Origin of the sequence: Nostoc sp. FACHB-133, from assembly GCF_014698055.1 — a bacterium.
Taxonomy (GTDB): Bacteria; Cyanobacteriota; Cyanobacteriia; order Cyanobacteriales; family Nostocaceae; genus Nostoc.
In genome coordinates, this window is sequence record NZ_JACJSH010000016.1 from 1 (window position 1) to 23,934 (window position 23,934).

Annotated in this window: 22 protein-coding genes and 1 pseudogene; 11 read left to right on the top strand and 12 right to left on the bottom strand. The window is 41.5% G+C overall.

What is annotated here, in order from left to right; all coding sequences use genetic code 11:
• Nucleotides 1-101 precede the first annotated feature (101 nt).
• Nucleotides 102-2,111, top strand: a complete 2,010-nt coding sequence (locus tag H6G86_RS14650; protein ID WP_190934943.1) for a GAF domain-containing sensor histidine kinase — start codon at nucleotides 102-104, stop codon at nucleotides 2,109-2,111.
• A gap of 27 nt (nucleotides 2,112-2,138) precedes the next feature.
• Nucleotides 2,139-3,128 (top strand): annotated as a pseudogene (locus H6G86_RS14655) (Rpn family recombination-promoting nuclease/putative transposase).
• Between the two features lie 167 nt (nucleotides 3,129-3,295).
• Here the strand turns inward: H6G86_RS14655 and H6G86_RS14660 are convergent.
• Entirely contained in the window at nucleotides 3,296-4,873 is a 1,578-nt protein-coding gene (locus H6G86_RS14660) for an NAD(P)H-quinone oxidoreductase subunit 4 (RefSeq protein WP_190934944.1), read from the bottom strand.
• A gap of 350 nt (nucleotides 4,874-5,223) precedes the next feature.
• On the opposite strand from H6G86_RS14660, the gene H6G86_RS14665 reads away from it, so the two are divergent.
• A complete protein-coding gene (locus H6G86_RS14665) occupies nucleotides 5,224-5,481 on the top strand; it encodes a hypothetical protein (RefSeq protein ID WP_190934945.1) in 258 nt (85 codons plus the stop codon).
• 114 nt (nucleotides 5,482-5,595) lie between these two features.
• On the opposite strand, the gene H6G86_RS14670 is transcribed toward H6G86_RS14665, so the two are convergent.
• The gene (locus H6G86_RS14670; RefSeq protein ID WP_242064821.1) at nucleotides 5,596-5,823 is read right to left on the bottom strand and encodes a type II toxin-antitoxin system MqsA family antitoxin; all 228 of its coding nucleotides are present in this window, start codon (nucleotides 5,821-5,823) and stop codon (nucleotides 5,596-5,598) included.
• 2 nt (nucleotides 5,824-5,825) lie between these two features.
• Nucleotides 5,826-6,107 (bottom strand): DUF4258 domain-containing protein, encoded by a 282-nt coding sequence (locus H6G86_RS14675; RefSeq protein ID WP_190934946.1) that lies wholly within the window; start codon nucleotides 6,105-6,107, stop codon nucleotides 5,826-5,828.
• Nucleotides 6,108-6,381: 274 nt separating this feature from the next.
• On the opposite strand from H6G86_RS14675, the gene H6G86_RS14680 reads away from it, so the two are divergent.
• Together H6G86_RS14680 and H6G86_RS14685 are read left to right on the top strand one after the other, a co-directional pair.
• Nucleotides 6,382-7,386: a type I restriction enzyme HsdR N-terminal domain-containing protein gene (locus tag H6G86_RS14680; RefSeq protein WP_190934947.1), complete on the top strand. Its 1,005-nt coding sequence runs from the start codon at nucleotides 6,382-6,384 to the stop codon at nucleotides 7,384-7,386.
• Nucleotides 7,358-8,128 carry a hypothetical protein gene (locus tag H6G86_RS14685; protein ID WP_190934948.1) on the top strand — a complete coding sequence of 257 codons (771 nt, stop codon included), beginning with the start codon at nucleotides 7,358-7,360 and terminating at the stop codon, nucleotides 8,126-8,128. The genes H6G86_RS14680 and H6G86_RS14685 overlap by 29 nt, the downstream gene beginning before the upstream one ends.
• A 146-nt stretch (nucleotides 8,129-8,274) precedes the next feature.
• Here the strand turns inward: H6G86_RS14685 and H6G86_RS14690 are convergent, their stop codons facing one another.
• The 6 genes from H6G86_RS14690 to H6G86_RS14715 form a co-directional block, all read right to left on the bottom strand.
• On the bottom strand, nucleotides 8,275-8,505 hold the full coding sequence (locus H6G86_RS14690) for an addiction module protein (RefSeq protein WP_190934949.1): 231 nt from the start codon (nucleotides 8,503-8,505) through the stop codon (nucleotides 8,275-8,277).
• Nucleotides 8,506-8,551: 46 nt separating this feature from the next.
• The gene (locus tag H6G86_RS14695) at nucleotides 8,552-8,737 is read right to left on the bottom strand and encodes a type II toxin-antitoxin system HicA family toxin (RefSeq protein WP_190935049.1); all 186 of its coding nucleotides are present in this window, start codon (nucleotides 8,735-8,737) and stop codon (nucleotides 8,552-8,554) included.
• On the bottom strand, nucleotides 8,734-8,925 hold the full coding sequence (locus tag H6G86_RS14700; RefSeq protein ID WP_190934950.1) for a type II toxin-antitoxin system HicB family antitoxin: 192 nt from the start codon (nucleotides 8,923-8,925) through the stop codon (nucleotides 8,734-8,736). Before H6G86_RS14700 ends, H6G86_RS14695 begins: the two co-directional genes overlap by 4 nt.
• A gap of 150 nt (nucleotides 8,926-9,075) precedes the next feature.
• Nucleotides 9,076-11,178, bottom strand: coding sequence for an NAD(P)H-quinone oxidoreductase subunit 5 (locus H6G86_RS14705; RefSeq protein WP_190934951.1), 2,103 nt, complete (start codon nucleotides 11,176-11,178; stop codon nucleotides 9,076-9,078).
• Between the two features lie 220 nt (nucleotides 11,179-11,398).
• Nucleotides 11,399-11,785: a thioredoxin family protein gene (locus H6G86_RS14710; RefSeq protein ID WP_163927474.1), complete on the bottom strand. Its 387-nt coding sequence runs from the start codon at nucleotides 11,783-11,785 to the stop codon at nucleotides 11,399-11,401.
• Nucleotides 11,786-12,199: 414 nt separating this feature from the next.
• Complete coding sequence (locus H6G86_RS14715; protein WP_190934952.1) at nucleotides 12,200-12,922, bottom strand: NnrU family protein; 723 nt, start codon at nucleotides 12,920-12,922, stop codon at nucleotides 12,200-12,202.
• A gap of 212 nt (nucleotides 12,923-13,134) precedes the next feature.
• On the opposite strand from H6G86_RS14715, the gene H6G86_RS14720 reads away from it, so the two are divergent.
• The 5 genes from H6G86_RS14720 (at nucleotide 13,135) to H6G86_RS14740 (ending at nucleotide 19,639) form a co-directional block, all read left to right on the top strand.
• Nucleotides 13,135-14,148, top strand: a complete 1,014-nt coding sequence (locus tag H6G86_RS14720) for a LysR family transcriptional regulator (protein WP_114084359.1) — start codon at nucleotides 13,135-13,137, stop codon at nucleotides 14,146-14,148.
• A gap of 253 nt (nucleotides 14,149-14,401) precedes the next feature.
• Complete coding sequence (locus H6G86_RS14725) at nucleotides 14,402-15,799, top strand: serine/threonine-protein kinase (RefSeq protein WP_190934953.1); 1,398 nt, start codon at nucleotides 14,402-14,404, stop codon at nucleotides 15,797-15,799.
• Between the two features lie 26 nt (nucleotides 15,800-15,825).
• Nucleotides 15,826-16,872: a PstS family phosphate ABC transporter substrate-binding protein gene (locus H6G86_RS14730; RefSeq protein ID WP_190934954.1), complete on the top strand. Its 1,047-nt coding sequence runs from the start codon at nucleotides 15,826-15,828 to the stop codon at nucleotides 16,870-16,872.
• A 57-nt stretch (nucleotides 16,873-16,929) separates the two neighbouring features.
• Entirely contained in the window at nucleotides 16,930-18,330 is a 1,401-nt protein-coding gene (locus H6G86_RS14735) for an ABC transporter substrate-binding protein (RefSeq protein WP_190934955.1), read from the top strand.
• 262 nt (nucleotides 18,331-18,592) lie between these two features.
• The gene (locus H6G86_RS14740; RefSeq protein ID WP_190934956.1) at nucleotides 18,593-19,639 is read left to right on the top strand and encodes a PstS family phosphate ABC transporter substrate-binding protein; all 1,047 of its coding nucleotides are present in this window, start codon (nucleotides 18,593-18,595) and stop codon (nucleotides 19,637-19,639) included.
• 54 nt (nucleotides 19,640-19,693) lie between these two features.
• Here the strand turns inward: H6G86_RS14740 and H6G86_RS14745 are convergent, their stop codons facing one another.
• Nucleotides 19,694-20,413: a Crp/Fnr family transcriptional regulator gene (locus H6G86_RS14745; protein WP_012412419.1), complete on the bottom strand. Its 720-nt coding sequence runs from the start codon at nucleotides 20,411-20,413 to the stop codon at nucleotides 19,694-19,696.
• Between the two features lie 524 nt (nucleotides 20,414-20,937).
• Here H6G86_RS14745 and H6G86_RS14750 point away from each other — a divergent pair.
• Entirely contained in the window at nucleotides 20,938-21,666 is a 729-nt protein-coding gene (locus H6G86_RS14750; protein WP_313931016.1) for a DALR anticodon-binding domain-containing protein, read from the top strand.
• Between the two features lie 180 nt (nucleotides 21,667-21,846).
• Here the strand turns inward: H6G86_RS14750 and H6G86_RS14755 are convergent, their stop codons facing one another.
• On the bottom strand, nucleotides 21,847-22,716 hold the full coding sequence (locus tag H6G86_RS14755) for a Cof-type HAD-IIB family hydrolase (RefSeq protein WP_190934958.1): 870 nt from the start codon (nucleotides 22,714-22,716) through the stop codon (nucleotides 21,847-21,849).
• Between the two features lie 283 nt (nucleotides 22,717-22,999).
• Nucleotides 23,000-23,698 (bottom strand): choice-of-anchor E domain-containing protein, encoded by a 699-nt coding sequence (locus tag H6G86_RS14760; RefSeq protein WP_190934959.1) that lies wholly within the window; start codon nucleotides 23,696-23,698, stop codon nucleotides 23,000-23,002.
• Nucleotides 23,699-23,934 lie beyond the last annotated feature (236 nt).

Here is a 23,934-nt window from a genome sequence, read left to right on the forward strand (position 1 = left end):
CAGAGAAGGGAAAATATAGTACACAGCGTATAAGATTTAACTCCAATTCTTCTGCTTAATTTTTTGTTACATACTTATAAATTTTTCCCACGGCTTACTTAGTGTTAAATTATTTCGGTGCTAAACTGCTGGATAATTTTAATCAAGCTTTCGCTAACGTACCTAGTCAGGGAATGCTGCTGAATGCTGATGGTTATTGGTTAAAAGGGGCTAAATCTGAGGATGAATGGGGATTTATGTTTCCTAATCGCAAAAACCACACTTTTGGCAAAACTTTTCCTCAAGCATGGCAGCAAATTTCTCAAAAAGAATCGGGACAATTCCAAACTGCTGAGGGAATGTTCACTTTTACTACAGTTTATCCACTTCTTGAAGGACAAAAATCTAGTACAGGGGCAGGACAGGCTTTTGCACCAAGCCAAAATCAAATTGATACCAAATCCTATTATTGGAAGATTGTCTCATGGGTATCGCCAGAGATGTTGATGGCCAAATCAAACCGATTTTTGAGCCAATTGCTACTTCTATATGCTGGGTTAATAGGACTCATTGGCATTGGTTCTTGGCTACTAGCAAAAGCTAGTGTCAATCGTCAGATGGCCCAGCTAGAGTTAAAGCAGTCTGAAACTGAGTTACGAAAGCTAGTTGAACGGGAAAAAATTCTTAAAACTCGTTTATCTAGTCAAATTCGCAACTCGCTGGATCTAAATACGATTTTGAGTACAGTAGTAGTTGAAGTTCGGGAACTGCTACAGATTGATCGATGCCAGTTTTTTTGGTGTCATCAAGAAGATGAATCTACTAGTTTTGAACTCAGTCAACAAGCTTGCGCTCCCGACTTGCCAGAACCTTTAGGTTGTTCTCCTATCCAGAATGTGGAAGCACTGAGTGAGGCTATTGTGCAAGGGAATTTGCTTTGCTTTGATGACATTGCAACAGATCCATGGCTTGATTTCAAGAGTCGGAATTTACTAGTGACATTGGGTTTTAAGTCTCTCCTAACAGTTTCGGTTCAAACTCAGTCAGGTCGCTTGGGTGTGATTGTCTGCGAACATACTAGGGCGCTGCGTTCTTGGAGTGATGAAGAGGTGGAACTGATTAGAGGCGTAGCTGACCAGTTAGCGATCGCCATTGACCAGGCGCAATTGTATAATCAAAGCCGCGCTGCGACTGCTGCTGCAACTACTCAAGCAGAACAACTCAACCACGTACTGCACAATCTCAAACAGACCCAAGCTCAACTAATTCAAACTGAAAAAATGTCGAGTTTAGGTCAATTAGTAGCTGGGGTAGCTCACGAAATCAATAACCCAGTTAACTTTATCTACGGTAATCTGACCCATGTAAATGAATATACGCTGGGCTTGTTGGAACTGGTAGAACTCTATCAAAAGTCCTATGCTAATCCAACACATGAAGTACAAGCTTATATAGAAGCGATCGACCTTGACTTTATGGCTGAGGATCTACCTAAACTCCTAACTTCAATGAAAATGGGAGCTAATCGCATTCGTGAAATAGTTCTATCCTTGCGGAATTTTTCTCGACTTGACGAAGCGGATATGAAGCCTGTCAACATTCACGAAGGTATTGATAGCACACTACTGATTTTACAAAATCGCCTCAAACAAACGTCTGGAAATACCGGAATTGAAATAGTCAAAGAATACGGTGATATCCCTTTAGTAGATTGCTATGCTGGACAACTCAATCAGGTATTTATGAATCTCATCAGTAATGCCATTGATGCCCTAGATAGTTATAACAGTCAGCGAACTCTTGAAGACATAGAACCTAACCCCAGCCAAATTGTAATTCGTACTCAGTTACGCAACCCAGATCGTATAACTATACAAATTGCAGATAATGGTGCTGGCATAACCCCAGCAGTTAAGCAACGATTATTTGACCCTTTCTTTACCACAAAACCCGCAGGTAAAGGCACAGGATTAGGATTGGCAATTAGCGCTCAGATTGTCACAGAAAAACACAATGGAGCTATCTGGTGTATTTCGGAACCAGGACGGGGAGCAGAATTTTGGGTTGAGATTCCGATTTCTCAAAGTAGTACACTAGCTACTACAAGTACCGCTAGTCTATCCAGAGTTTGATGTTACTCTGGACCAATGGAAAATGATATGAATAATTATAGCAACCGCGCTGATTTTGATAGCCCTTGGAAAGAAATTATAGAAGCTTATTTTCCCCAAGCAATGCATTTCTTTTTTCCAGAAACTTCTGCATTAATTGATTGGGAACGTCCCTACGAATTTCTAGATAAAGAATTCCAACAAATAGCTCGTGAAGCCGAACAGGGTAAGAGATATGCCGATCAATTAGTCAAAGTTTGGCAAATCCAAGGGGAAGAACTTTAGTTATTAATCCATGTTGAAATTCAAGCACAAAAAGAAGATAACTTTGCCAAGCGGATGTTTACCTACAACTTTCGTATATTTGACCGCTTTGATCGACCAGCAATTAGCCTTGCAATTCTCTGCGATCCAAACCGCGAATGGAGGCCAAGCAATTATAGTTACAATTATCCCAATACTCGCTTAAATTTTGAGTTTGGCAGTATTAAACTTTTGGATTACGAAAATCGATTTGACGAGTTAGAAAATAGCGATAATCCATTTGCAACCGTTGTCATGGCGCATTTGAAAACACAACAGACACGCTCATCACCAGAACAACGCAAAATATGGAAATTTAGCTTGATTCGTAGGCTCTATGATTTAGGTTTAGAAGAGCAGGATATTCGCAACCTGTATAGATTTATCGATTGGGTTATGATATTACCAAAGGCATTAGAAAATCAGTTTTGGGAAGAGTTTAAACAATTTGAGCAGGAGCGAACTATGAGATATGTAACTACAGGTGAGCGCATTGGCTACGAGCGCGGAAAACAAGAAGGCAAACAAGAAGGCAAACAAGAAGGTAAAAAAGAAGGTGAACAACAGCTTATTTTAAGGTTACTACAAAGACGAGTGGGAGAATTATCACCAGAATTGCAAGAGCGCATCCAATCTCTTTCTTTAAATCAATTAGAAACCCTTGGCGAAGCTTTGTTAGATTTTACTGGTATGGAAGATTTGCTTAAGTGGTTGCAAACAAATCAATCAGCTTAAAATCTATTTTTATAAAAATTCACTTAACCCTATACAGGATTTTTTAAATCAGTTCAATGATTTAGTTTTTACCTTGCCCATAAAAAGTTACGAATGAGTAACAAAAAGGGCAAGTATAAAACCTGCCCTCAAAGCAATCAATATTAAAACTAAACTAGCGATCGCAACTAATTACCAATTTCCGGCGCACTCAAAGAAACCTTTAGTGTTTCTTCTTTTTGCTGTGCTAATGTCGGCACGGAATCACGCAATCTTGCTGTCAATTGTACCGTTGTCGCGTCATACATCTGAGTCAGCAATTTTGGATAGAAACCAATACCAATAATTGGAATTAACAAACAGGCAATGATAAATACTTCACGGGGTTCAGCATCTATTAAAGCTTGGTGAGAAACTAATTCCTCGTTCTCTTTACCGTAGAAAATTTCTCGCAACATCGACAGCAGATAAATCGGAGTTAAAATCACTCCAACTGCCATCAAAAACACCACAATAACTTTGAAGGTAGAGCTATAAGCATCGCTAGTAGCAAAGCCCACAAATACCATTAATTCTGCTACGAAACCGCTCATCCCTGGCAATGCCAAAGAAGCCATCGAACAGGTAGTGAACATAGCGAAAATTTTCGGCATTCTCTTAGCGACACCGCCCATTTCATCCAACATCAGGGTGTGGGTGCGATCGTAAGTTGCGCCAACCAGGAAGAACAAACTCGCCCCAATTAACCCGTGGGAAACCATTTGTAACACCGCTCCACTCAATCCCAAATCGGTGAAGGAGGCAATACCAATCATCACAAAGCCCATATGAGAAATTGAGGAGTAGGCAATTTTTCGCTTCAGGTTGCGCTGGGCAAAGGATGTCAAGGCAGCGTAGATGATATTAACTACCCCCAAAACCACCAACACTGGTGCAAAATAAGCGTGGGCATCGGGGAGCATTTGAGCATTCATCCGAACTAAGGCGTAACCGCCCATTTTCAGGAGAATACCTGCTAATAGCATGTGTACAGGGGCTGTAGCTTCACCGTGGGCATCAGGTAGCCAGGTGTGCAAAGGAATAATCGGCAACTTGACGGCGTAGGCAATTAGGAAGCCAGCATAGAGGGCTAGTTGGAAATTCAGGGCGAAATCTTTTAAGGCGATCGCTCTCATGTCGAACGTCACCGTATCGCCGTAAAATCCCATTGTCAGGGCAGACAGCAAAATAAACAGCGAACCGCCAGCAGTGTATAAAATGAATTTGGTCGCTGCATATTGCCGCCTTTTACCTCCCCAAATCGACAGCAGGAAGTATATCGGTACTAGTTCCAGTTCCCACACCAGGAAAAATAACAGCATATCCTGGACGGCGAACACGGCAATCTGACCGCCATACATCGCCAAAATCAAGAAGTAAAATAGCTTGGGCTTGAAGGTGACAGGCCAAGCTGCTAAAATCGCCAGCGTGGTAATGAATCCAGTCAAAATAATTAGGGGCATGGATAAGCCATCTGCCCCTACTGACCAATTCAAACCCATTTGTGGTACCCAGGGGTAACTTTCCACCAACTGCAAATCTGGATTGGAGAAATCATACCCAGTATAAAAAGCATAAACAATTAGTGCAAAATCTATCAGCCCCACAATAAGGGAGTACCAGCGCACTGTTTTGCCTTCTTTATCAGGAATGACGGGAAGAAGTAGCGACGCGGCTATCGGAAACAGAATAATCGTCGTCAGCCACGGAAAATTAGCTATATTCATCACAATTCGTCTGCTATCAAAATCATGTTTGGCAAAAAGTCACTAGTTATTAAGTAACAGCTTTTTGGGGATTTCGTCTTCCTCGTTAGGTTGATTTAATTAAATTGGCAATCCCCCGTTTCTTCTGTTGGGAGTCTCTTTTGACCTTTGGGCGTGCGGAATGTAGATTGTGATACTCCCAGTCAAGTCAAAAATGTACCCTAAAAAAGTTGGTAAACTAGAATTTTAGCGGTGCGATGTCTACGACAAGCCGCTCTGCGTCTACGTGTAGCCTACCACATCTCTAAAAATACAAGATGCTGTTTAGTGTTGATTCGATATAAAAAAGCATCACAGGAGAACTAAACATAATGATAATCGCACAAATTGAAAGTCAGATTCGCTATGTGACCAACGTAAATGGAGAAACAACAGATGTACTCGTCCCTGTAGAACTTTGGCAACAACTTATAAGTTCCATAAATTCTGATAACGTCAGTGGTTTAGCTTGGATTGATGAACAAGAGCCAAAAGCACAAATATTAGCCGATCTGCAAGAGTCTGTGCGACAAGCAGCAGTAGGACAAACTTTTCCAGTTTCAGACCTTTGGGACGATATCGAAGCCTAGATTTATGGCAGAAGTTCGCTTTACACCTCCCTATAAGCGCCGTCTCAAAACTCTGACTAAACAATATCTATATCATCAGCTTCATGCATGGTAACAGAGAAGTAAATAATAACACTAAGCTGCATATCTAATAATCTCCAATTCTGCTCCATTATTAATAGCTGACTCTGCTTTTTCTAAAACCTGTTCTGTAACTGCATCACTCAAATAATATTCACCACAGTTATCACAAATCTCTGCTGGAACTTTTTTCAAGACAATAATACATTCATCTCTTTCTAATGTCACAGTTACTAAGCCAGGTTTAGTTTCTCCATGCTTACAAATTACGCATCTCATCATCTTTATCTCCTAGTTGTAAAACCATCTAACCAAATATTAGTATCAGGAATATAAGCTGTTACTACATATCCTGTATCTGTAGCTTCATCGTAGGAAAATACAACATGAATCGGTTTACCTTCTATAAAATACAATATTAGATAACTGGGATAGGGTGTATCATCAGGATTTTCTTCTATCACTTCTCCATAAGAAATAGCAGTTTTTACTTCTTTTTGACTGATGCGACGATAAAACATTTGTTGGATAGCATGACGGGAGAAAACTAGATTTTCACAATACATACATGAATTATTTTTAAATTATAATTAGTGATAAAATTATTATTTCGCTGAATCTTGGGCTTATTTCGCTGACTCTTAGGCTTATATTAATTTTTCTCTTAAGAGATTGCCCAGAATAACATATCATTTATCTACTATGTAGTCTGTCTCCCATAGCAATAACTTCATGCCTTTCTCTGATTTCACTAATCCTTACCAAAATCCGGCTAACATACCACAGAAGTATCGCCAGCATATAAATCTATAGAAGTTATTTAAAGCTGATGGTTCTTATGTGCGTCCAGCAGAAGACCCTGTGACGATGTGGGCGCTTCAGATTTTAGTAGAAGAGTACGGTGTTCCACTAGAGGCAATGGAACTAGAACTAAATTCAGATTTTGCCGAGGGAACTTATCAAAGTGGGCGACGCTATCAACGACGTGTAGACATTGTAGTTTACGATTACTGTTATGCTGATTCTGTAGGTAATTTTGATCTAGCCTTCATTATGGTGGAGGCTATGGAAGCAAGTAAAAAATTTGGCGGGACTGAGGGGGAAGGTTGGGTCGATCATCTTAACCGACTCAATGCTTACATGAGTGCTTCACTATCTGCCCGTTATGCCATTTTAACCAGTGGTAAACATACAGTAATTTATCGTCGTGACCTTGACTATCCAAGAAAGTTAGAAATAATTGGTGATTTACCTAAATACGAAAGCGCCCGTGAAGCTGCACAGCACAGTCCTTATAGTGTAATCCTTAATCCCAGTGAACCAGATGGGATTCAAACCAGACTCACGCCCCTAACCCGTGATAGGTTTCGGGAGGTTTTGGGAGATACGCGTTCTGGTTGTCACTCTATTCTGAGAGATAACGAGGGTTTGCAGCCACAAGAAGCCGTTGATGCAATGGTTAAATTCTTGTTTGCTAAGTGGTATGACGAAGAGGCAACAATTGACTTGGTAAAGCAAACAGGAGAATCACGGGCTTATGTATTTAGTGTTAGTAATGAAACTGACCCAGAACGTTTATTAGTTCAAGTCAGAGACACTTTTGAAAAAGCGAAGCAGTGGGAACGAGAAACACTAGCGAAAAAATTTGGTGATGATTTGGGTGTGCGTTTGGCTTTTAATGAGGCTGATGTGCTGCAATTCAAGCCTCACACGACAATGGAAATCGTCAAGCGTTTACAGCCTTGGAGTTTGCGAAAATCTTCAGCAGATGTCAAAGGTGGGGTGTTTAAGGATTTTTTGAGTAAAACTTTCCGCGATGATTTGGGGCATAAAAAAGTATTTTGATGCTTTAGGGGCTACATACGATAGAAAGTTTCGGATTAATCCATCTAACAATTATCGTATAGCTGAAGCTTATTTAGCAATTGATTATGAATTAACTATTAATATTAATTGGGAATGTTCCCCCCAACCAAAATTATTAAATTTTGATATTGAATCTCTGCAAAATATTGATATTGATAAACTGAAGGATTTAATTGAAGAAGAAGCAGAAAATTATTTTGGTAAGTTAACGCTTGTATATAGCTCATGCGGTCGTTCTCGTAATTTAGCTAGTTTTCCATTCTTCTTTGACTTAGAAAATGTTATTAGGGAATTAATTATTAAAGTAATGATTTCTCAGTATGGTACTCATTGGTGGAATAACGGTGGTATTGATATTAACTTGGTAAGAAAAGCTAATAATTACAAAATAAATGAAACTACAAATTCGTTACATGATAATTTTGAATTACATCCAATTTTTTATTTAGATTTTAAAGACTTACAAAAAATCATAGATGATGAAGATGCAAAACATATAGCAAATAAACCATTCCAAGATATTTTTGATAATTATGACCAGGTAAACTTTATAGGTAAAATTAGGGAAACTCGCGACTTACGTAATCGCGTAATGCATGGCAAATATTTAACTGAAGATAATTTACAGACTATTCGATTTATTTGTAGTCAATTGCATAGGTTTCTTATACAGCGAGGTCATGTAGGTGATTTTCAGGATCAAAAACTAATCTCTAGATAATTTTTAAGTAATATTTTACAGAGAAAGTTTTTGAAAAAAGTGATAAAAAGTCTAGATAAAATGAGGTTAGAAGGAAAACAAATCACATGAATGAAGGAAGGGAGTAAGTAGCAGCCACTCCTAAATTTTTGCGTGGCAATGAGCAGTCATTGTAAAGATGCACGAACTCGTTGAAACACTTCTTCAGCCGGAATACCAGTAATTTGATTGGTGTTCATATCTTCATCACGCTTCTGGGCTTCTTCAGCCCAACTAGCCGCAATTTCTTTATCTATTCCACTTTCTTGACCCAATCTTTCTAGTAATCTTGCTAATAAAATCACTTGAGAATCTTTTGGAAGTGCAAGAACTTCGGCTTCAAGCTGTTCAAGGGTCATAGTCAGTATCTAAACTCTCTAGTAAAATTACCTCTTATTCTAAGCATTAGCCAGCTTCATCACTAAGTATCTTAATAATATGTTTTGCAAGTTGCTCTTTGATTTCTCTATGTCTGGGAACAGCTTGAGAAATTTTTGTTATTGGATTCTGATACCAATCATGTTTGCCACCATGACGAACGAAGATACAACCCATTTCTTCAAGCTTACTGATTAAATCTCTTCGTTTTATGAAACTTCAAGTTCTGCAACTCTACGAATATTTTGGATATTTCCACTTGTTAATTCACTGTAAATATCGAGTAGATTTTCTCTTAGCTCCTCTTCGGTTTCACCCTGAGTCCAATAGTCAGGATATTCTTCGATATAACCTAACCACATATCATCATCTTGCCAGTAAATGTATTTCTTCTTAATCATTTACCTATTCGCTGCCTTTTTCTGAACTAGGAGGTTTTTGAGTAATCTAGGAGACTGTATATTAAATTACTGAACTATTAGGCAAAAAAAGGAGTTTAATTTAGACTCTTAAAAAATTTAGGGGCGGACAGTCGCCCACCCCTATAAAAATCAGGTAACACCAAAAACAATCACTAAGCCCAAAACTGCCCCAAACACAATCAAGGCATAGAATTGAGCGCGACCGTTTTCTAGGTACTTCAGACCTTCACCGCTGACAAGGGTAAAAAAGCCTGTGAGGTTAACAGCACCATCAACAACGCGGAAGTCAACTTCCATAACTTGTCTAGCTACGCGACGCAAGCCGAGGACAAAAACCCGATGGTAAATGTCATCAAAGTACCACTTGTTGAGGGATAACTCGTAAAGTGGTTTGATTTGAGCAGCGATCGCAGCCGGGTCAATTTTACGGCGCAAATACATCAGCGAAGCCAGGGTAATCGCAATCAAAGAAATTCCGACTGAGGCACCCGCCATGATGTAGAATTCCGTCGCATTGAACTCGGAAGCCTTTTCTATAACTTCGGAGAGAGTTTCGCTAGGAGGAAAGATAAACTCTTCAAAATAATTGGCGTAGGGTGTTCCCACCAAACCAATCAAAATCGAAGGCACAGCCAACAGTGCCAACGGTAGCGTCATTGTCCACGGGGATTCGTGGGGCGAGTCGCTGTGATGCCCGTGGGAGTCATGGGAGTCATGATGCTCGCTAGTTGCCGCCAATTCTCCTTTCTTCATCGCCCCAGGCCCAAAATTCGGGACTGGTTCTCCTGACTCTAATTCCAGGACAATTGTCGCCGCAGCCTTCTTGAGCTTTTGCTTGATTTTCTCGTCATTACCCCGAAATTCGCCTTCAAATGTCGAGAAATACATTCTAAACATATAGAAAGCCGTAATCCCGGCAGTTAGCCAGCCAATCAACCAGAGAAATGGGTTAGCCTCAAAAGCCTTCCCTAAAATTTCATCTTTTGACCAGAAACCAGCAAAAGGCGGAATACCAGAAATTGCCAAGCAACCAATCAAAAAGGTAATTGAGGTGACGGGCATATATTTCCGCAGTCCACCCATCAACCGCATATCTTGCGCTAAGGCGGGGTCGTGACCGACGACACCTTCCATACCATGAATTACTGAACCTGAACCCAAGAACAGCATCGCCTTAAAATAGGCGTGGGTCATTAGGTGGAATAATCCAGCACTGTAGGAACCTATTCCCATTGCCATCACCATGTAACCAAGTTGGGAAATGGTGGAATAAGCCAAGCCCTTTTTGATGTCGTTTTGAGTAATGGCAATGGTTGCCCCCAAAAACGCCGTAAACGCCCCAGTATAGGCAATGACGTTCATTGCGGCTGGAACGTGTTCAAATACTGGGTACATCCGGGCAATTAGGAAAACACCAGCCGCCACCATTGTTGCCGCGTGAATCAAGGCAGAAATGGGGGTGGGGCCTTCCATTGCATCTGGCAACCAGACATGGAGGGGGAATTGGGCTGATTTCGCCACTGGGCCTAAGAAAACTAAAATCGCCAACAGGACAGCGAGGAAGTTGCTGATCGAACCTGATTGCACGAGTTCGGCGAGGCGATCGCCCATGACATTAAAATCAAAGCTTCCTGTTGCCCAGAATAGCCCTAGAATGCCGAGTAATAGACCAAAGTCGCCGACGCGGTTGGTCACAAACGCTTTTTGAGCGGCATCGGCTGCTGACTTGCGATCGTACCAAAAGCCGACCAGCAAGTAGGAACACATCCCTACCAGTTCCCAGAATATATAAATCTGTACTAGGTTGGGGCTGACCACCAGACCTAACATTGAGGAGCCAAACAAACTGAGATAGGCGTAAAACCTCACGTAGCCGGGATCGTGAGCCATGTAGCCATCGGTGTAAACCATGACTAAACAGGCTACCGTTGTGACAATCACCAGCATTAGGGCTGTCAGGTGGTCAATAGTGTAGCCCATGCTCAGGTGAAAATTACCTGCCGCCGCCCACTCAAAGGTGCGGAGATAAGGCGCGTGTCCTTGAATTTGACTCCATAACAAGGCAAACGACAGCCCCATAGCTGCTGCCATCATGGAGATAATCACCACAGCGTTAAGCTGCCGTAGGCGGTTTGTCACCTGATTCAACGAGATTAACCCTAGACCGACCAGCATTGCCCCAAAAAGAGGGAACACCGGAATCAGCCAGGCATACTGATAGATTACTTCCATCACTGACGCCTACTTTTAGAATTCTTGATTTAGCGTGTCGAAACTGTTAATAATTGTGACACACACCCTTTAGGATAAAATAACCCACCCAAGACTGATTGGGTGGGGTATTAAGCATGGTTTTAGATTTGGTCATTAGTCATTAGTCATTTGTCATTGGTCATTAGTCATTTGTCCAATGCCCCATGCCCCATGCCCCATGCCCTATTCCCAATATTCATCAAGCTGATCGACACTCTAAGTCCACTGTTTTTGGACTCTTGTAGATTTTCGCGTAATTGCTGTAGCTGGCTTTAATGTCTTCTAAAGCTAGACGTAAATCTTCTCTGCCGCGAAAGCCTTCCAAGCGATGGCGAACAGTGCCATTTTGAATCAGTAGTAAAGTTGGCAGTGACTTTAGCCTATAAGTAGTAGACAATTTAAAATTTTGATCGGCGTTAACCCCAACTAATTTAATTTCGTCCCCACATTGGGCTTGAAATTGCAACAACAGTGGGTGGATAATCCGACACAAGCCACACCAAGGTGCTTCAAAGTTAACTAAAACAGGAATAGGTGATTCTAAAACTTCTTGAGTAAATGTCCGTTCACTAACCGACAACACCATGACGCCTCTTGGATTATAAGGTTTTTATATCAAACTACCTATCAGTACTGAAGTGAAGGATTGGTAAGTCAGTAACTGCCGATAGATGCTTTCAGGAACCAAATCTCAGGACACAGAATAATTAGGCAAAAATTCAGCATGTTAATGTGTCTCTGACGTAAAAAGCCACTGCGATTCTCACTGTGGCTTTTTCGGATGTTAGACTCCTGATTGCTTTGTCCGCCTGGGATTTCACTGAATCTGCTACTGACTCCCAAGGAAAGACAACGGGTCTTCAACTACCAATATAAAATCTTAAGCCGACTAAACGCACCCCCACTGATAGATGTTTGAATTTATCCTACATTGATTCGGAGCAATTGATAAGCGGAAATTCCAATCTATTTGGGATTTTTTGCTGACATTGGGGATCGCTTAAATGTCCCATTTTATTCTACCAGTTGCTTCCATCAACAGAGGGTGCGACCACCAAAGCAAAGCGATAAAAATGGCAACTCCCAAATAGGAAGGGCGGAGAAATTCCTGCCATAAGATAGATTGACGGCCGTCAATAATTGCTTTAAAGGGAATAATTGAAGTCCGTTGTTTGGCAATTTCAAAGGCTTCCCCATAGCGATCGCTTAGACGGCGATCCCCATGCCAAACCCCAAACAAGTGATGCAACACCAATCCGATGGAAGTCACAAGGGTAAAGGTAGTACCCAGCCAGAGGGTATGGGCAACACACCAGATTATTTGTCCCACCATCTGGGGATGACGGGTAATTCGAATAATTCCTGTTTCGTAGAGATGAACTTGGGGCTTTTGAATGGCAGCAATTTCTAGTAGATTGAAGGTAGCAGGATATAAAAACAAAAACGAGATTGCTGACAGCAGCCAAACAAATTCTCGTACTCCTGGCACTCCTTGTACCTGCCAAAGTTGCAAACCATCATAGCGGTGCCCAAAAAAGTAAATAATTAATATCACAGCCAACGGTAGGCTGACTAATGCAAAAAAAATGCGATAAAGCCTTGGGCCAATATATTTTTCTGCCCAAGGACGCAAAGCAGCGCCTCCACTGTGAGCGATCGCAAAAACTATTTGTAACCCCAGTATGACAAAATGACTGGGTGTCAACCAAGAAATCAGCAGCATATAGACGGGTGAAGTAATTTAAAGAAAATTGAATTCAGTACAACCAATACCACAAAGTATTCCAAAGGAGACTTTAGTCAAGATGTTGTGCTACTGTCCTTTTCGAGTCAAGTCCTCAAGTTTAATATGCAACAAATCATACGCGGCTGATTGCTGCCAAAGTTTATTTGTTGTGTGCATCCGCTCCTTTCAATGTTTGTGGGTTGAGCCTTATGTCTGACCTTCCTTTCACTTTAGATCAGTTACGGATTTTAAAAGCGATCGCACAAGAAGGAAGCTTCAAGCGTGCCGCCGATAGTCTTTATGTCTCCCAGCCTGCCGTCAGCTTACAAGTCCAAAATCTCGAACGGCAGCTAGATGTCCCTTTATTCGACCGTGGGGGACGACGTGCCCAATTAACTGAAGCAGGACATCTACTCCTAAATTACGGTGAAAAAATCCTCAGTCTGTGTCAAGAAACCTGCCGCGCCATTGAAGATTTACAAAATCTCCAAGGCGGTACGTTAATTGTCGGTGCTTCTCAAACCACCGGCACTTATCTTTTGCCTAGAATGATCGGAATGTTCCGACAAAAATATCCAGATGTGGCAGTGCAATTACACGTCCACTCTACCCGGCGGACTGCTTGGAGTGTCGCTAATGGACAAGTTGATCTGGCAATAATCGGCGGTGAAATTCCTGGTGAACTATCAGAATCTTTGGAAGTTCTGTCCTACGCAGAAGATGAACTAGCGCTGATTTTACCTGTCTTTCACCCTTTTGCTAAACTTGAAACAATCCAAAAAGAAGACCTATATAAATTACAATTCATTGCCCTAGATTCCCAATCGACCATCCGCAAAGTGATTGACCAAGTGCTAGGACGTTGTGAAATTGATACCAGACGTTTTAAGGTTGAAATGGAACTAAATTCCATTGAAGCAATTAAGAATGCTGTGCAATCTGGTTTAGGGGCTGCTTTTGTTTCAACAAGTGCGATCGCTAAAGAGTTACAAATGGGTGTTCTGCACCGTACCCCTATTGAAGGGGTAGTCGTCAAACGGACGCTATGGTTGATTTTTAATCCCAATCGCTATAGATCCAAGGCCGCAGAAGCCTTTAGTCAAGAAATTTTGCCCCAGTTTGCTAACCCCGGATGGAGTCAAGATGTGTTAAAATTTACACAAAAAAACATCGTGGTAACTACATTGGATATAGCAATACCCGCCTCCTCTGGCGAAGACTAAAATCTGGTAACACAATTTTGGATTTTAAATTTAAGATTTTGGATTGATCCCATAGGAAAAGTGGAGCTTGAGATCATGAAATTATTTGATTCATCTCCACGAATTAATTCAAGGGTATAAAGCCAATATTTTAGATTTTGGATGGGAAATTTTTCCTTAACTCCAAAATCTAAAATCTAAAATCTAAAATTAGTTAAGGTTATTAGTCCTTTGTTTTTTGTAAATGACCAATGACTAATGACTAATCACGAAAATGGAAGTTTACTGTACTCGTCCACGTTGTCCACGCCCACAAAACTATTTTGCTGATTTAGATGATATTACAACCCTGAAAACAACGCAGCAAAAATACTGTACTACGTGTGGTATGCCACTGCTGTTAGATGGTCGATATGTACCCACGAAGTTGCTGGGAAGGGGTGGATTTGGAGCAGCATTTTTGGCACGCGATCGCCGCATCCCAGGAATGCGTCAATGCGTGGTTAAGCAGTTTCAACCAGTGGGTAATTTAACCTCAACTCAACTGCAACAAGCACAGATAATGTTTGAGAGAGAGGCAGACGTTCTAGCACAACTTGGTAACGATCACGAACAAATTCCTGACCTGTTTGCCTTCTTCCCAGTGATAGTTAATAGTTCGCAATCAGGACAGGAAGACCAATTTTTTTACTTAGTACAAGAATATATTGATGGGCAAAATTTAGAAGAAGAATTAGTTCAACAGGGTAAATTTTCTGAACACCAAGTCTTAGAGGTGCTGCAAGAAATCCTGAAGGTTCTAAAGTTTGTCCACGAGCGAGGCATTATCCACAGAGATATTAAACCTTCTAACATCATGCGCCGTCGTGATGGGAAACTTTTCCTCTTAGATTTTGGCGCAGTTAAGCAAGTAACAAATGTTGCACTAGGAGCTGCTTCTTCCACAGGAATTTATTCTATGGGATTTGCACCACCTGAACAGATGTCTGGGGGGCAAGTATTCCCATGTACAGACTTATACGCTTTAGCTGTAACTATTATTACCTTATTAACAAATCAAGAAGCAATTCAACTATTTGATGCCTATAGCAACCAGTGGAAATGGCGGGAGCAAGTAAATGTCAATCCTCGCCTTGCTGACATTTTAGATAAGATGCTGTTACCTGCTGCTAATCAGCGCTTTCAATCGGCGCAGGAAGTTCTAGATGCACTTTACTCACAGCCTCTAGCCCCTACACAGCTTAATTCGCCTTCTATAACACTTCCACCACAATCACCTAAAAGTTCTAATCCCGTCGTCTCCCAGACTTCACCAACTCAACCAGCGTTTTCTACACTAGAATTGTTGGGTGGAGCGGCATTTAGTGGATTTGAGGGGGCATTGATAGCGATCGCCCTCTTCAGTCTAGTACAATCGCCAATAGTTACTTTAAGCGTTGTATGTGTAATTTTGGGAATACTGGTATTTGCCCAAACCAGACGCTGGATTGAAAAGTTCGATTTATTAATTATTCCAACAATTACTTTTGCGATTATTTTTTTCATTCCCTTTTTACAAGGGGGTCTTGGCATTCAGGCAGTGGTCATTTTATCAGTTGCAGCAGCATTGGTAGCCATTTCACTGACAGCCATATTTCGGCTTATTTATAAATTATTATCTCTCATCCTTTAAAAAGCTTTTGGTGCTAATAGTCACCTATGTCTCAGAAAAACGAAACACTTAGTCTTTTCTTAGCTGCTGTTATCACCATTGGCTTAATCTTTAGTGGCTTATGGTTTTTTATGGAACGGTGGGCACAGCTAAATGGAACTGCTGCTAAATCTTCAGGGACTAACAACACAGATAATCCGATAAACCAGTTTATCAGTAGTAAATGTAACGTGCCCAACCTCTTAGAAGGGACATTCAACTATGGTGGTAGCACAACTTGGGCACCCATTCGTAAAGATGTAGACTCCGTACTAGAAAGCCAGTGCCCTCGATTTATTTTACGTTACACTCAACCTCCATCAGGTAATGCAGGATCTGGAACTGGTATTCGGATGTTGATAGACAATCAACTAGCTTTTTCTCAATCTTCTCGTTCAGTAAAGGCTGAAGAAAATGCCGAAGCTCAACAAAAAGGATTTAGTTTGAAAGAAATTCCAGTAGCGATTGATGGAATTGCGATCGCTGTCAACCACGATCTCAACATCCCTGGTTTAACTGTGGCTCAACTCAAAGACATCTACACGGGCAAAATTACTAATTGGCAACAGGTAGGTGGGCCAAATTTACCCATTAAAGTTTACTCTCGCAATGAAGAAACTGGGGGTACAGTAGAATTCTTTGTCGAAAATGTTCTAAATAAAGAAAAGTTTGGTGCCAATGTTAATTACGTTGACACGACCACTGAAGCAGTACGAAAAGTAGCTGCAAATCCTGGGGGAATTTACTATGCTTCTGCCCCAGAGATTGTACCTCAGTGTATTATTAAATCCATACCACTGGGACGCACAAGCAGTCAATTTGTCCCTCCTTACCAACAACCGTTTGTACCTCCATCTCAATGTCCCAGTAAACGTAATCAATTGAATAGTCAGGCATTTCGTAGTGGAGATTATGCAATTACCCGCAATTTATTTGTAATTATTAAACAGAATGGCCAAGCAGATCAGCAAGCAGGCGTTGCTTATGCAAATTGGCTGCTGACACCTCAGAGTCAAGACCTGATCGAAAAGGCTGGATTTGTCAGAATTAAATGATCAAATGAGCTAGATTTAGCCAAATAATAAACATTTTTATTTTATTAAAATTTGTTCATGTCACAAAAGAATGAAACCGCAGTTTTAACCTTGGCTCTGTTGCTGACAGTTGGAATAGTTGGCGGTGGTGTGTGGTGGTTTACTAATGGCTCTGGAGCCAAAATAGGTAATACCCTCATTCCAGGTTCAGAAGCAGGCAAAAATCCATCCCTACAAGATCGGATTAGTTTTGGGGACAAAACTTTGACTCCAGGTGCGGTTTCTGCTGCAAAAAAAGAAGGAGTCCAGGCGATCGCTGCTAAAAGTTATGATAAAGCGATCGCTAATTTCACGGATTCCCTAAAACTCAACCGTAATGATCCAGAAGCACTGATCTTTCTTAATAACGCCCGCATTGGCTCTTCCAAGAGTTACACCATTGTGGCTTCCGTAGCAATAGGCACTAACCCCAATGCGTCTTTAGAAATTTTACGTGGCATCGCTCAAGCCCAAAATGAAATTAATACCTCTGGGGGAGTCAAAGGAGTACAGTTGAGGGTAGGCATAGCTAATGATGACGACAATCCAGAAATAGCAAAGCAAATCGCTTCTAGCCTAGTCAGCAATTCAGAAGTATTAGGTGTAGTTGGGCCCATTACTAGCGATTCTACCTTAGCCGCAGGTACTATTTATACTTCTGGACAACTTGTAGCTATTTCCCCTACCAGTACATCTGTCAAAATTTCTAACTTTAGCCGCTACGTTTTTCGCACGGTTCCCAGTGATTTTATGGCTGCGAGAAGTTTAGCCAACTACATGGTGAGAACTTTGCAGAAAAAAAATGCAGTGGTTTTCTTTAATTCTCAGAGTAACTATAGCCAGTCCTTAAAGTCTGAATTTGTTTCATCTGTTTCTTTAGAAGGTGGACAGGTATCCAGCGAATTTGACTTATCCAAGGCAGATTTTAGTGCGGCTAAAAGTGTAGAACAAGCAACTAAGCAAGGTGCAGAAGTGTTGATGTTAGCTGCTAATACAGCAACTCTCGATAAAGCGCTGCAAGTAATTCAGATTAATCAAAAAAAGTTAACTCTGCTGGCAGGAGATGATGTTTATACCGCCAAAACTTTAGAGATTGGTAGAGAACAAGCTGTGGGGATGGTAGTGGCGGTTCCCTGGCATATTGACGGCGATCCTAAATCAGATTTCCCCCAGAAATCTCGGCAGCTATGGGGTGGTGATGTGAGTTGGCGAAGCGTTCTCAGCTATGATGCTACAGTGGCTTTGATTGCCGCATTAAAACGCAATCCCACACGTTCTGGAGTCCAACAAGCACTCTTTTCCTCTGACTTCTCTGCCACCGGCGCTTCTGGTACAATTCGATTTTTAGCATCAGGCGATCGCAATGCGCCAGTCCAACTTGTAAAAATCGTTCCTGGTTCTCGCTCTCGCACAGGTTATGACTTTGAGCCAGTGCGTTAATCAGCAATAAAAATTAAAAATTAACCAATAGTTAACCTAAAAAAGCTCTCAAGATGAGAAATTGAGCTTTATAGGGAAAAATTCTAATATCAATTAACAAATAATTCAAAGGAAATTTACTATATCTAAAACCGTAGGTAATTCAGAAGTTAGGATTTGTCATAATTCACTAACAAAATACCCGTCCGCCAAATACAATCTCTAGTAGCAAGCACCTATTAAGTTAAGCACTTATATTGAATGGACGTGCGGGTAATTTACTATGTCTCAAAAAAATGAAACAACTATTCTTGTTTTATCCATCCTAATCACAGCCGGGTTAATAGCTGGTGGTTTTTGGTGGTTTAGTAGAAAGTCTGGTGTTGAGCTAAATACAATTAATTCTGGTAGCACCAAAACACCACAAGCTGTATCAGAACAACCTAGTGGCAAGACTTTTGCCTCAATCCAAGATGTTCCTACAGGATTATTCAATTATGGAGGTAGTACATCTTGGGCACCGATTCGCTTGGTAGTTGATTCACCAATTCAAGCGGCGCGACCAGAGTTTCGGCTGCGTTATGTAGAACCCAGCAATGCATCTCCTGGTTCTGGTACTGGCATTCAGTCACTGATAGACGGTCAACTAGCCTTTGCCCAGTCTTCCCGACCAGTTCTCGATCAGGAATTAAGCCGCGCCCAGCAGCGTGGATTCAGTTTGAAACAAATTCCTGTAGCTATTGATGGTTTAGCAGTCGCAGTTAACCCCAACCTTAAAATCTCAGGACTGACTGTAGACCAATTAAAGTCAATTTACACAGGCAAAATCAATAATTGGAGCCAGGTGGGTGGCCCCAATATTCCGATTAAGCCCTATTCTCGCCGCATTGCTGATGGCGGTACTGTAGAACTTTTTGTCCAAGACATCTTGGGTGGTCAAGCTTTTAGCCCCAATGTGGAATTTATCTCCACAACCACCCAAGCCTTGCAAAAATTGGCTGGTAGTTCTGGTGGTATTTACTACGCTTCTGCCCCAGAGGTGATTCCTCAATGTTCAATCAAACCCTTACCGTTGGGGCGAACACAAGGGCAATATATTGCTCCTTACCAAGAAACATTTGTCCTCCCGTCTGAATGTCCTGGTAAACGGAACAAATTGAATATTGAGGCTTTTCAATCAGGAAAATACCCGATTACCCGCAATCTGTTTGTGGTGGTCAAACAGAATGGTCAGACTGAGCAGCAAGCAGGTGTCGCTTACGCCAACTTACTGCTGACTGAGCAGGGACAGGAATTGATTACCCAAGCTGGATTTGTCAAAATTCGCTGACACCTGGGATTACACTCAGGCAGAGTGGCGGAAATCGCCGCTCTGAACTCTGCTTTAACCAGCTCTATTAATCGATTCTGCTGGCAAACAAATTAAATTATCCCCTTGGGTGAGGATTAAGCCGCGTTGACGCAGCTTACCCATCAAGCGGGTGACGGTGACACGAGTCGAACCAATCGCGCTACCAATTTGGGCATGGGTGAGGGGGAAAGGCAGACAATAGCCGCGAATCACATCAGGATCGGTGTCGCTCATTGCTGGCTCTCCATATTCCTCAATTAACAATGTGAGAAATCCTAAGAGTCGATCAATTGTACGGCGTTGTCCCAAGGCACTCAGCCACAGCAGCTTACGCTGGTGCTGATACCTAAAGGCATCCATAACTTCACGACGGAAGTGAGGCCAGTTGTCTAGGTCATGCCAGTACATCCACAGCACCGCAGTTTGGTCAACATGGGCGTAAGCCTGGAGTGTAAATGGCGACTGAGCAACAATTTCAAATGGCTGTCCCGCTCCCACAAAACCCAAGAACGCTTCTTCTGGGGTTCTGTTGATTCGTCGAGACGTTAGCTGACTAGCTGTTGCACTAACTTGGGCAGTTCCTACCATGCGGATCGCACCCCTTTGCACCAAATATAGCAATCCAGGCCGGGCTGGAATACGCTCATCTTTGCTAAAGGTACGGCATCGATAGTGTTCTTGAGCCCAGTCAAGAATTCGTTGCCAAGTTAAGAAAGGCCGTGATGCCTCAGAAAAGGAGGATGGAGATTGCATAGGTAACAAAGAGCGTTCGGCTGAAGACAAAGACGTGATCAAAAGGTGCAAGGAGTGTCTTTGTGTTGACGAGGCAGGCTTAACGCCTAACAGCGCCAGCCAATCCAAAGAATAGAAAGCAAATTACTCTCTACTCTTTTGTTATACTTCCTACTGTACAATGATGGTAGTAAAGTTTACTTACTATTCATCGATTATTCATCAAATTTTATCCTCTTCTCATTTTTCTTCATCTAAATTCAATTTATACCGCAAGATAGATGACATAAAATTAACAAATATATCTTACATGGTTGTTTAAATAATATTACGTGCATTATAAATTACCAGCTAGCAAAAATAAGTCAATAAAGCAGTTATTGTACAGTTATTTAATAAAATCACTAAGCATTGATACTTATAACGCAGAAAATGGATGCATAAAAGATAAAAAAATTCATCTACATAAAGATAGAGATGAAAATAGAGTTTTATATACCTCAAGTGTGTCTCTGCAACTGTCAAAATCTCAGAATCGAAAAGCTATGGAGCTTGCTAGTGCGATCGCATCTGATTTATCAAGGACTTGTGGTGACGTTTTTACCATCCAAATTGTTCCCCCTGGCTGGATACATTTTGAATTGACTCACTCGACCTTAGCAACTTGGTTACAAAGTCTCGTAGTCGGGAGTTCGGGGGAAGAGGGGGAGATGGAAGTGGGAAGAGGGCAGGGGAGCAGGGAGCAGGGAGCAGGGGGGAAAGAGGTTATTTTTAATTCTCCCCCTTGCCCCCTGCCCCTTGCCCCTCTGCCTTTTGTGCCCAATTTGTTTGCTGTTCAGCACGCCCATGCACGTTGCTGTTCGCTGGTATTGCTGGCTCACCGAGAAGGATTGATTAAACTTAAACAACCTGTTACAAATACTAGTCAAGGTTTTTGGGATGTTATTTCTCCTAACCCTCTACCTTGGCTCAACGGTGATGAAACATTACGACTAAATCATCCAGGTGAGCGTCGTTTAATTGCCGAGTTAATACAAGTAGTAGACAACATAGAGTCCCCTGATATTAACGGTTCTGTGAAATGGGAAAAATTAGCGCTGAATTTGAGTCAAGCTTTTGAACACTTCTGGTCTAATTGCCGGATTTGGGGTGAGGTGAAAGTTACATTGCCAGAGTTAGCACAAGCCAGACTCGGATTACTTATGGCTACTCAGTCAGTATTAAGATACGTACTAGAAGAAAACTTGGGTGTTTTTGCACCCTTGGAGTTATAAATCGGTAAGGTCGCTTAGGCACAAATAAAAACTTTTATAATAGCTATTGACTCAATGCATCACCTCGGCTACATTAGCAGGTGTGTGAGGAGCGAACCAGCTAGGGCACCGAGACGAAACACGGCCAGTCGTCGGTGTCCTTTCTGATTTATAGGGTTTAGGCTTGAAAAAGTGTCCTCATTACAGCAAAAACTTTTCAATTGCTACTGCTGCTCCGTCTTCCTCTACACTAGGAGCTACCCACTGCGCGATCGCTTGGACTCCTTCGGGTGCGTTGCCCATAGCTATACCAAGTCCAACAGACTCTAGCATTTCTACATCATTGAAGTTATCACCAATCGCCATAACATTGGCTATCTGTAATCCCAGCAATTCTTCGGCTAGGTAACGCACAGCAGTTCCTTTATTCACAGAGGCGTTAGTTGCTTCAAAGAAGGTAGCAACGGATGTCGTGAGATAAAGTTCAGCAGGTGTGTATCGGCGGCGCAAATTCCCCAATAACTGATCGATTAAATCTGTGTCATCAGATAAAGCGAGAATTTTTGTCGGTTCATTCGTTAAGCTTTGGCGCAAATCACCAACGGGAATCGGAGTAATACCAGAACGTTCTGCATAAATTTGGGTTTCTCTGGTTAACTCACGGACGTATAGCTGATCGTTGATGTAAAAGTGGACAGATAGGAGCGATCGCAACTCAGGCTGTTCAAAATAGTCGAGTAGTTGATGAGCCATTTCCCTGGAAACAGGCCAATGGCGATGAATTTTTTGAGTAATTGGATCTTGAATCCAGGCTCCTTGATAGGCCATTAATGGTAATGTAGAGCCGATGTCTTGGTGAAAACGCAAGGCTGAACGGTACATTCTACCTGTAGCGATCGCCACTGGAATTCCTCGTGCTTGGACTGCCACAATAGCTTGCTTTACACCTGCGCTGATGGTGTTAGAGTGTCCTGCGATCGTACCGTCTATATCCAAAACTAGTAGTTTAATGTCTTTTGCAGCAGCCTGATAATCGGTAGATGCCAAATGGGTGGCAGATGCTTTCTGCATAATTTCCTAGATTTTAAGTTCCAGTAAGAGGTTAACAGGCTCTAGCGACCAGTGGGCAGTAATAGCAAAAATTGGGTTCTTTAGTCAACCTAACTTTTTTAACATGAGGATGCTGAATCACATGATTTTAGATTGCTATAGTTTTTTTATATTCAAAATTCTCGATAATAATCACAACAAAAAACCCCGATTCTCGAAAAAATCGGGGTTTTTCATTTAAATTAGAAAGCCTGATGGATAGATAATATAAGAAAAACCACCTATTCAAAAAAGCCTATAAATTTTACCCTTTGCTCCAGCTTTTTTTGCGTTGTGACAACAGACAAAGCCCAGCAATTAAACCAACTCCAAGTGTGGCAGAGGGTTCAGGTATCGATTTAACATCATCGTAGTCATAAGTTACTTTGATATTTGCTTTGGCAAGCGTTTGAACATAAGATGCTATGTTGCCCGAACCTGAAACTACTGAATTAGCTGAAGCTGAGAACAAAAAGTCTATGTTGCTATTACCAATGAAAGACTGCAAGAATTGGGTATTAGTGAAAGATTGAGTACCAGATTGTGTGGCAGTTAGTCCAGAAACAGTCTTTCCAGATGTACCACCAAAATTAATGATGTTGTCAAATTGACCAACTTCGTAACTGAAGCTATTTTGTGGATTGAGTGTAAATAGAGACTGATTATTTAGTTCTAAACTGAGTTGACTGGCAAGATTTACTGTTATATTGGCCGAGCTTTTACCCGTATTTTCAAAACCTGCATCTCCCAGGATGTCGCCAGTAAATCCTATTGTCACACCTGTGAGTGTGCCTAGAGATGAGTCAAATTGTTGGACGCTCAGAGGTGCATCAGTGATATCTGTCAAATCGTAATCAATGGAACTAGTGTACGAGAGAGAAGCTGCATTAGCTGCGCTAGATGTTGCAACTATTCCTGCCAACGTTGTGGCAGCCGCCAGAGTGTTCAATAATTTTGTTTTCATGATGAAAGATTTTTTCTAAAACGAATCATTACGGGATTACTAACTTACTTTCTAACTCTGAAACTTTACTTGTAGGCTTGATAAATACACGTAACTTTATGTAAAGCTTTTATATTCAAGCCCCTTCGGAAAGTATAGTTCATGATCGGTATATATAAAGTTTTATTAAAGAAGAGAGGCTTTGTATAGTGGTAGTCTACTATGGAGTGTTTGTGGTTCCTAAGAAGTAAGCTAGG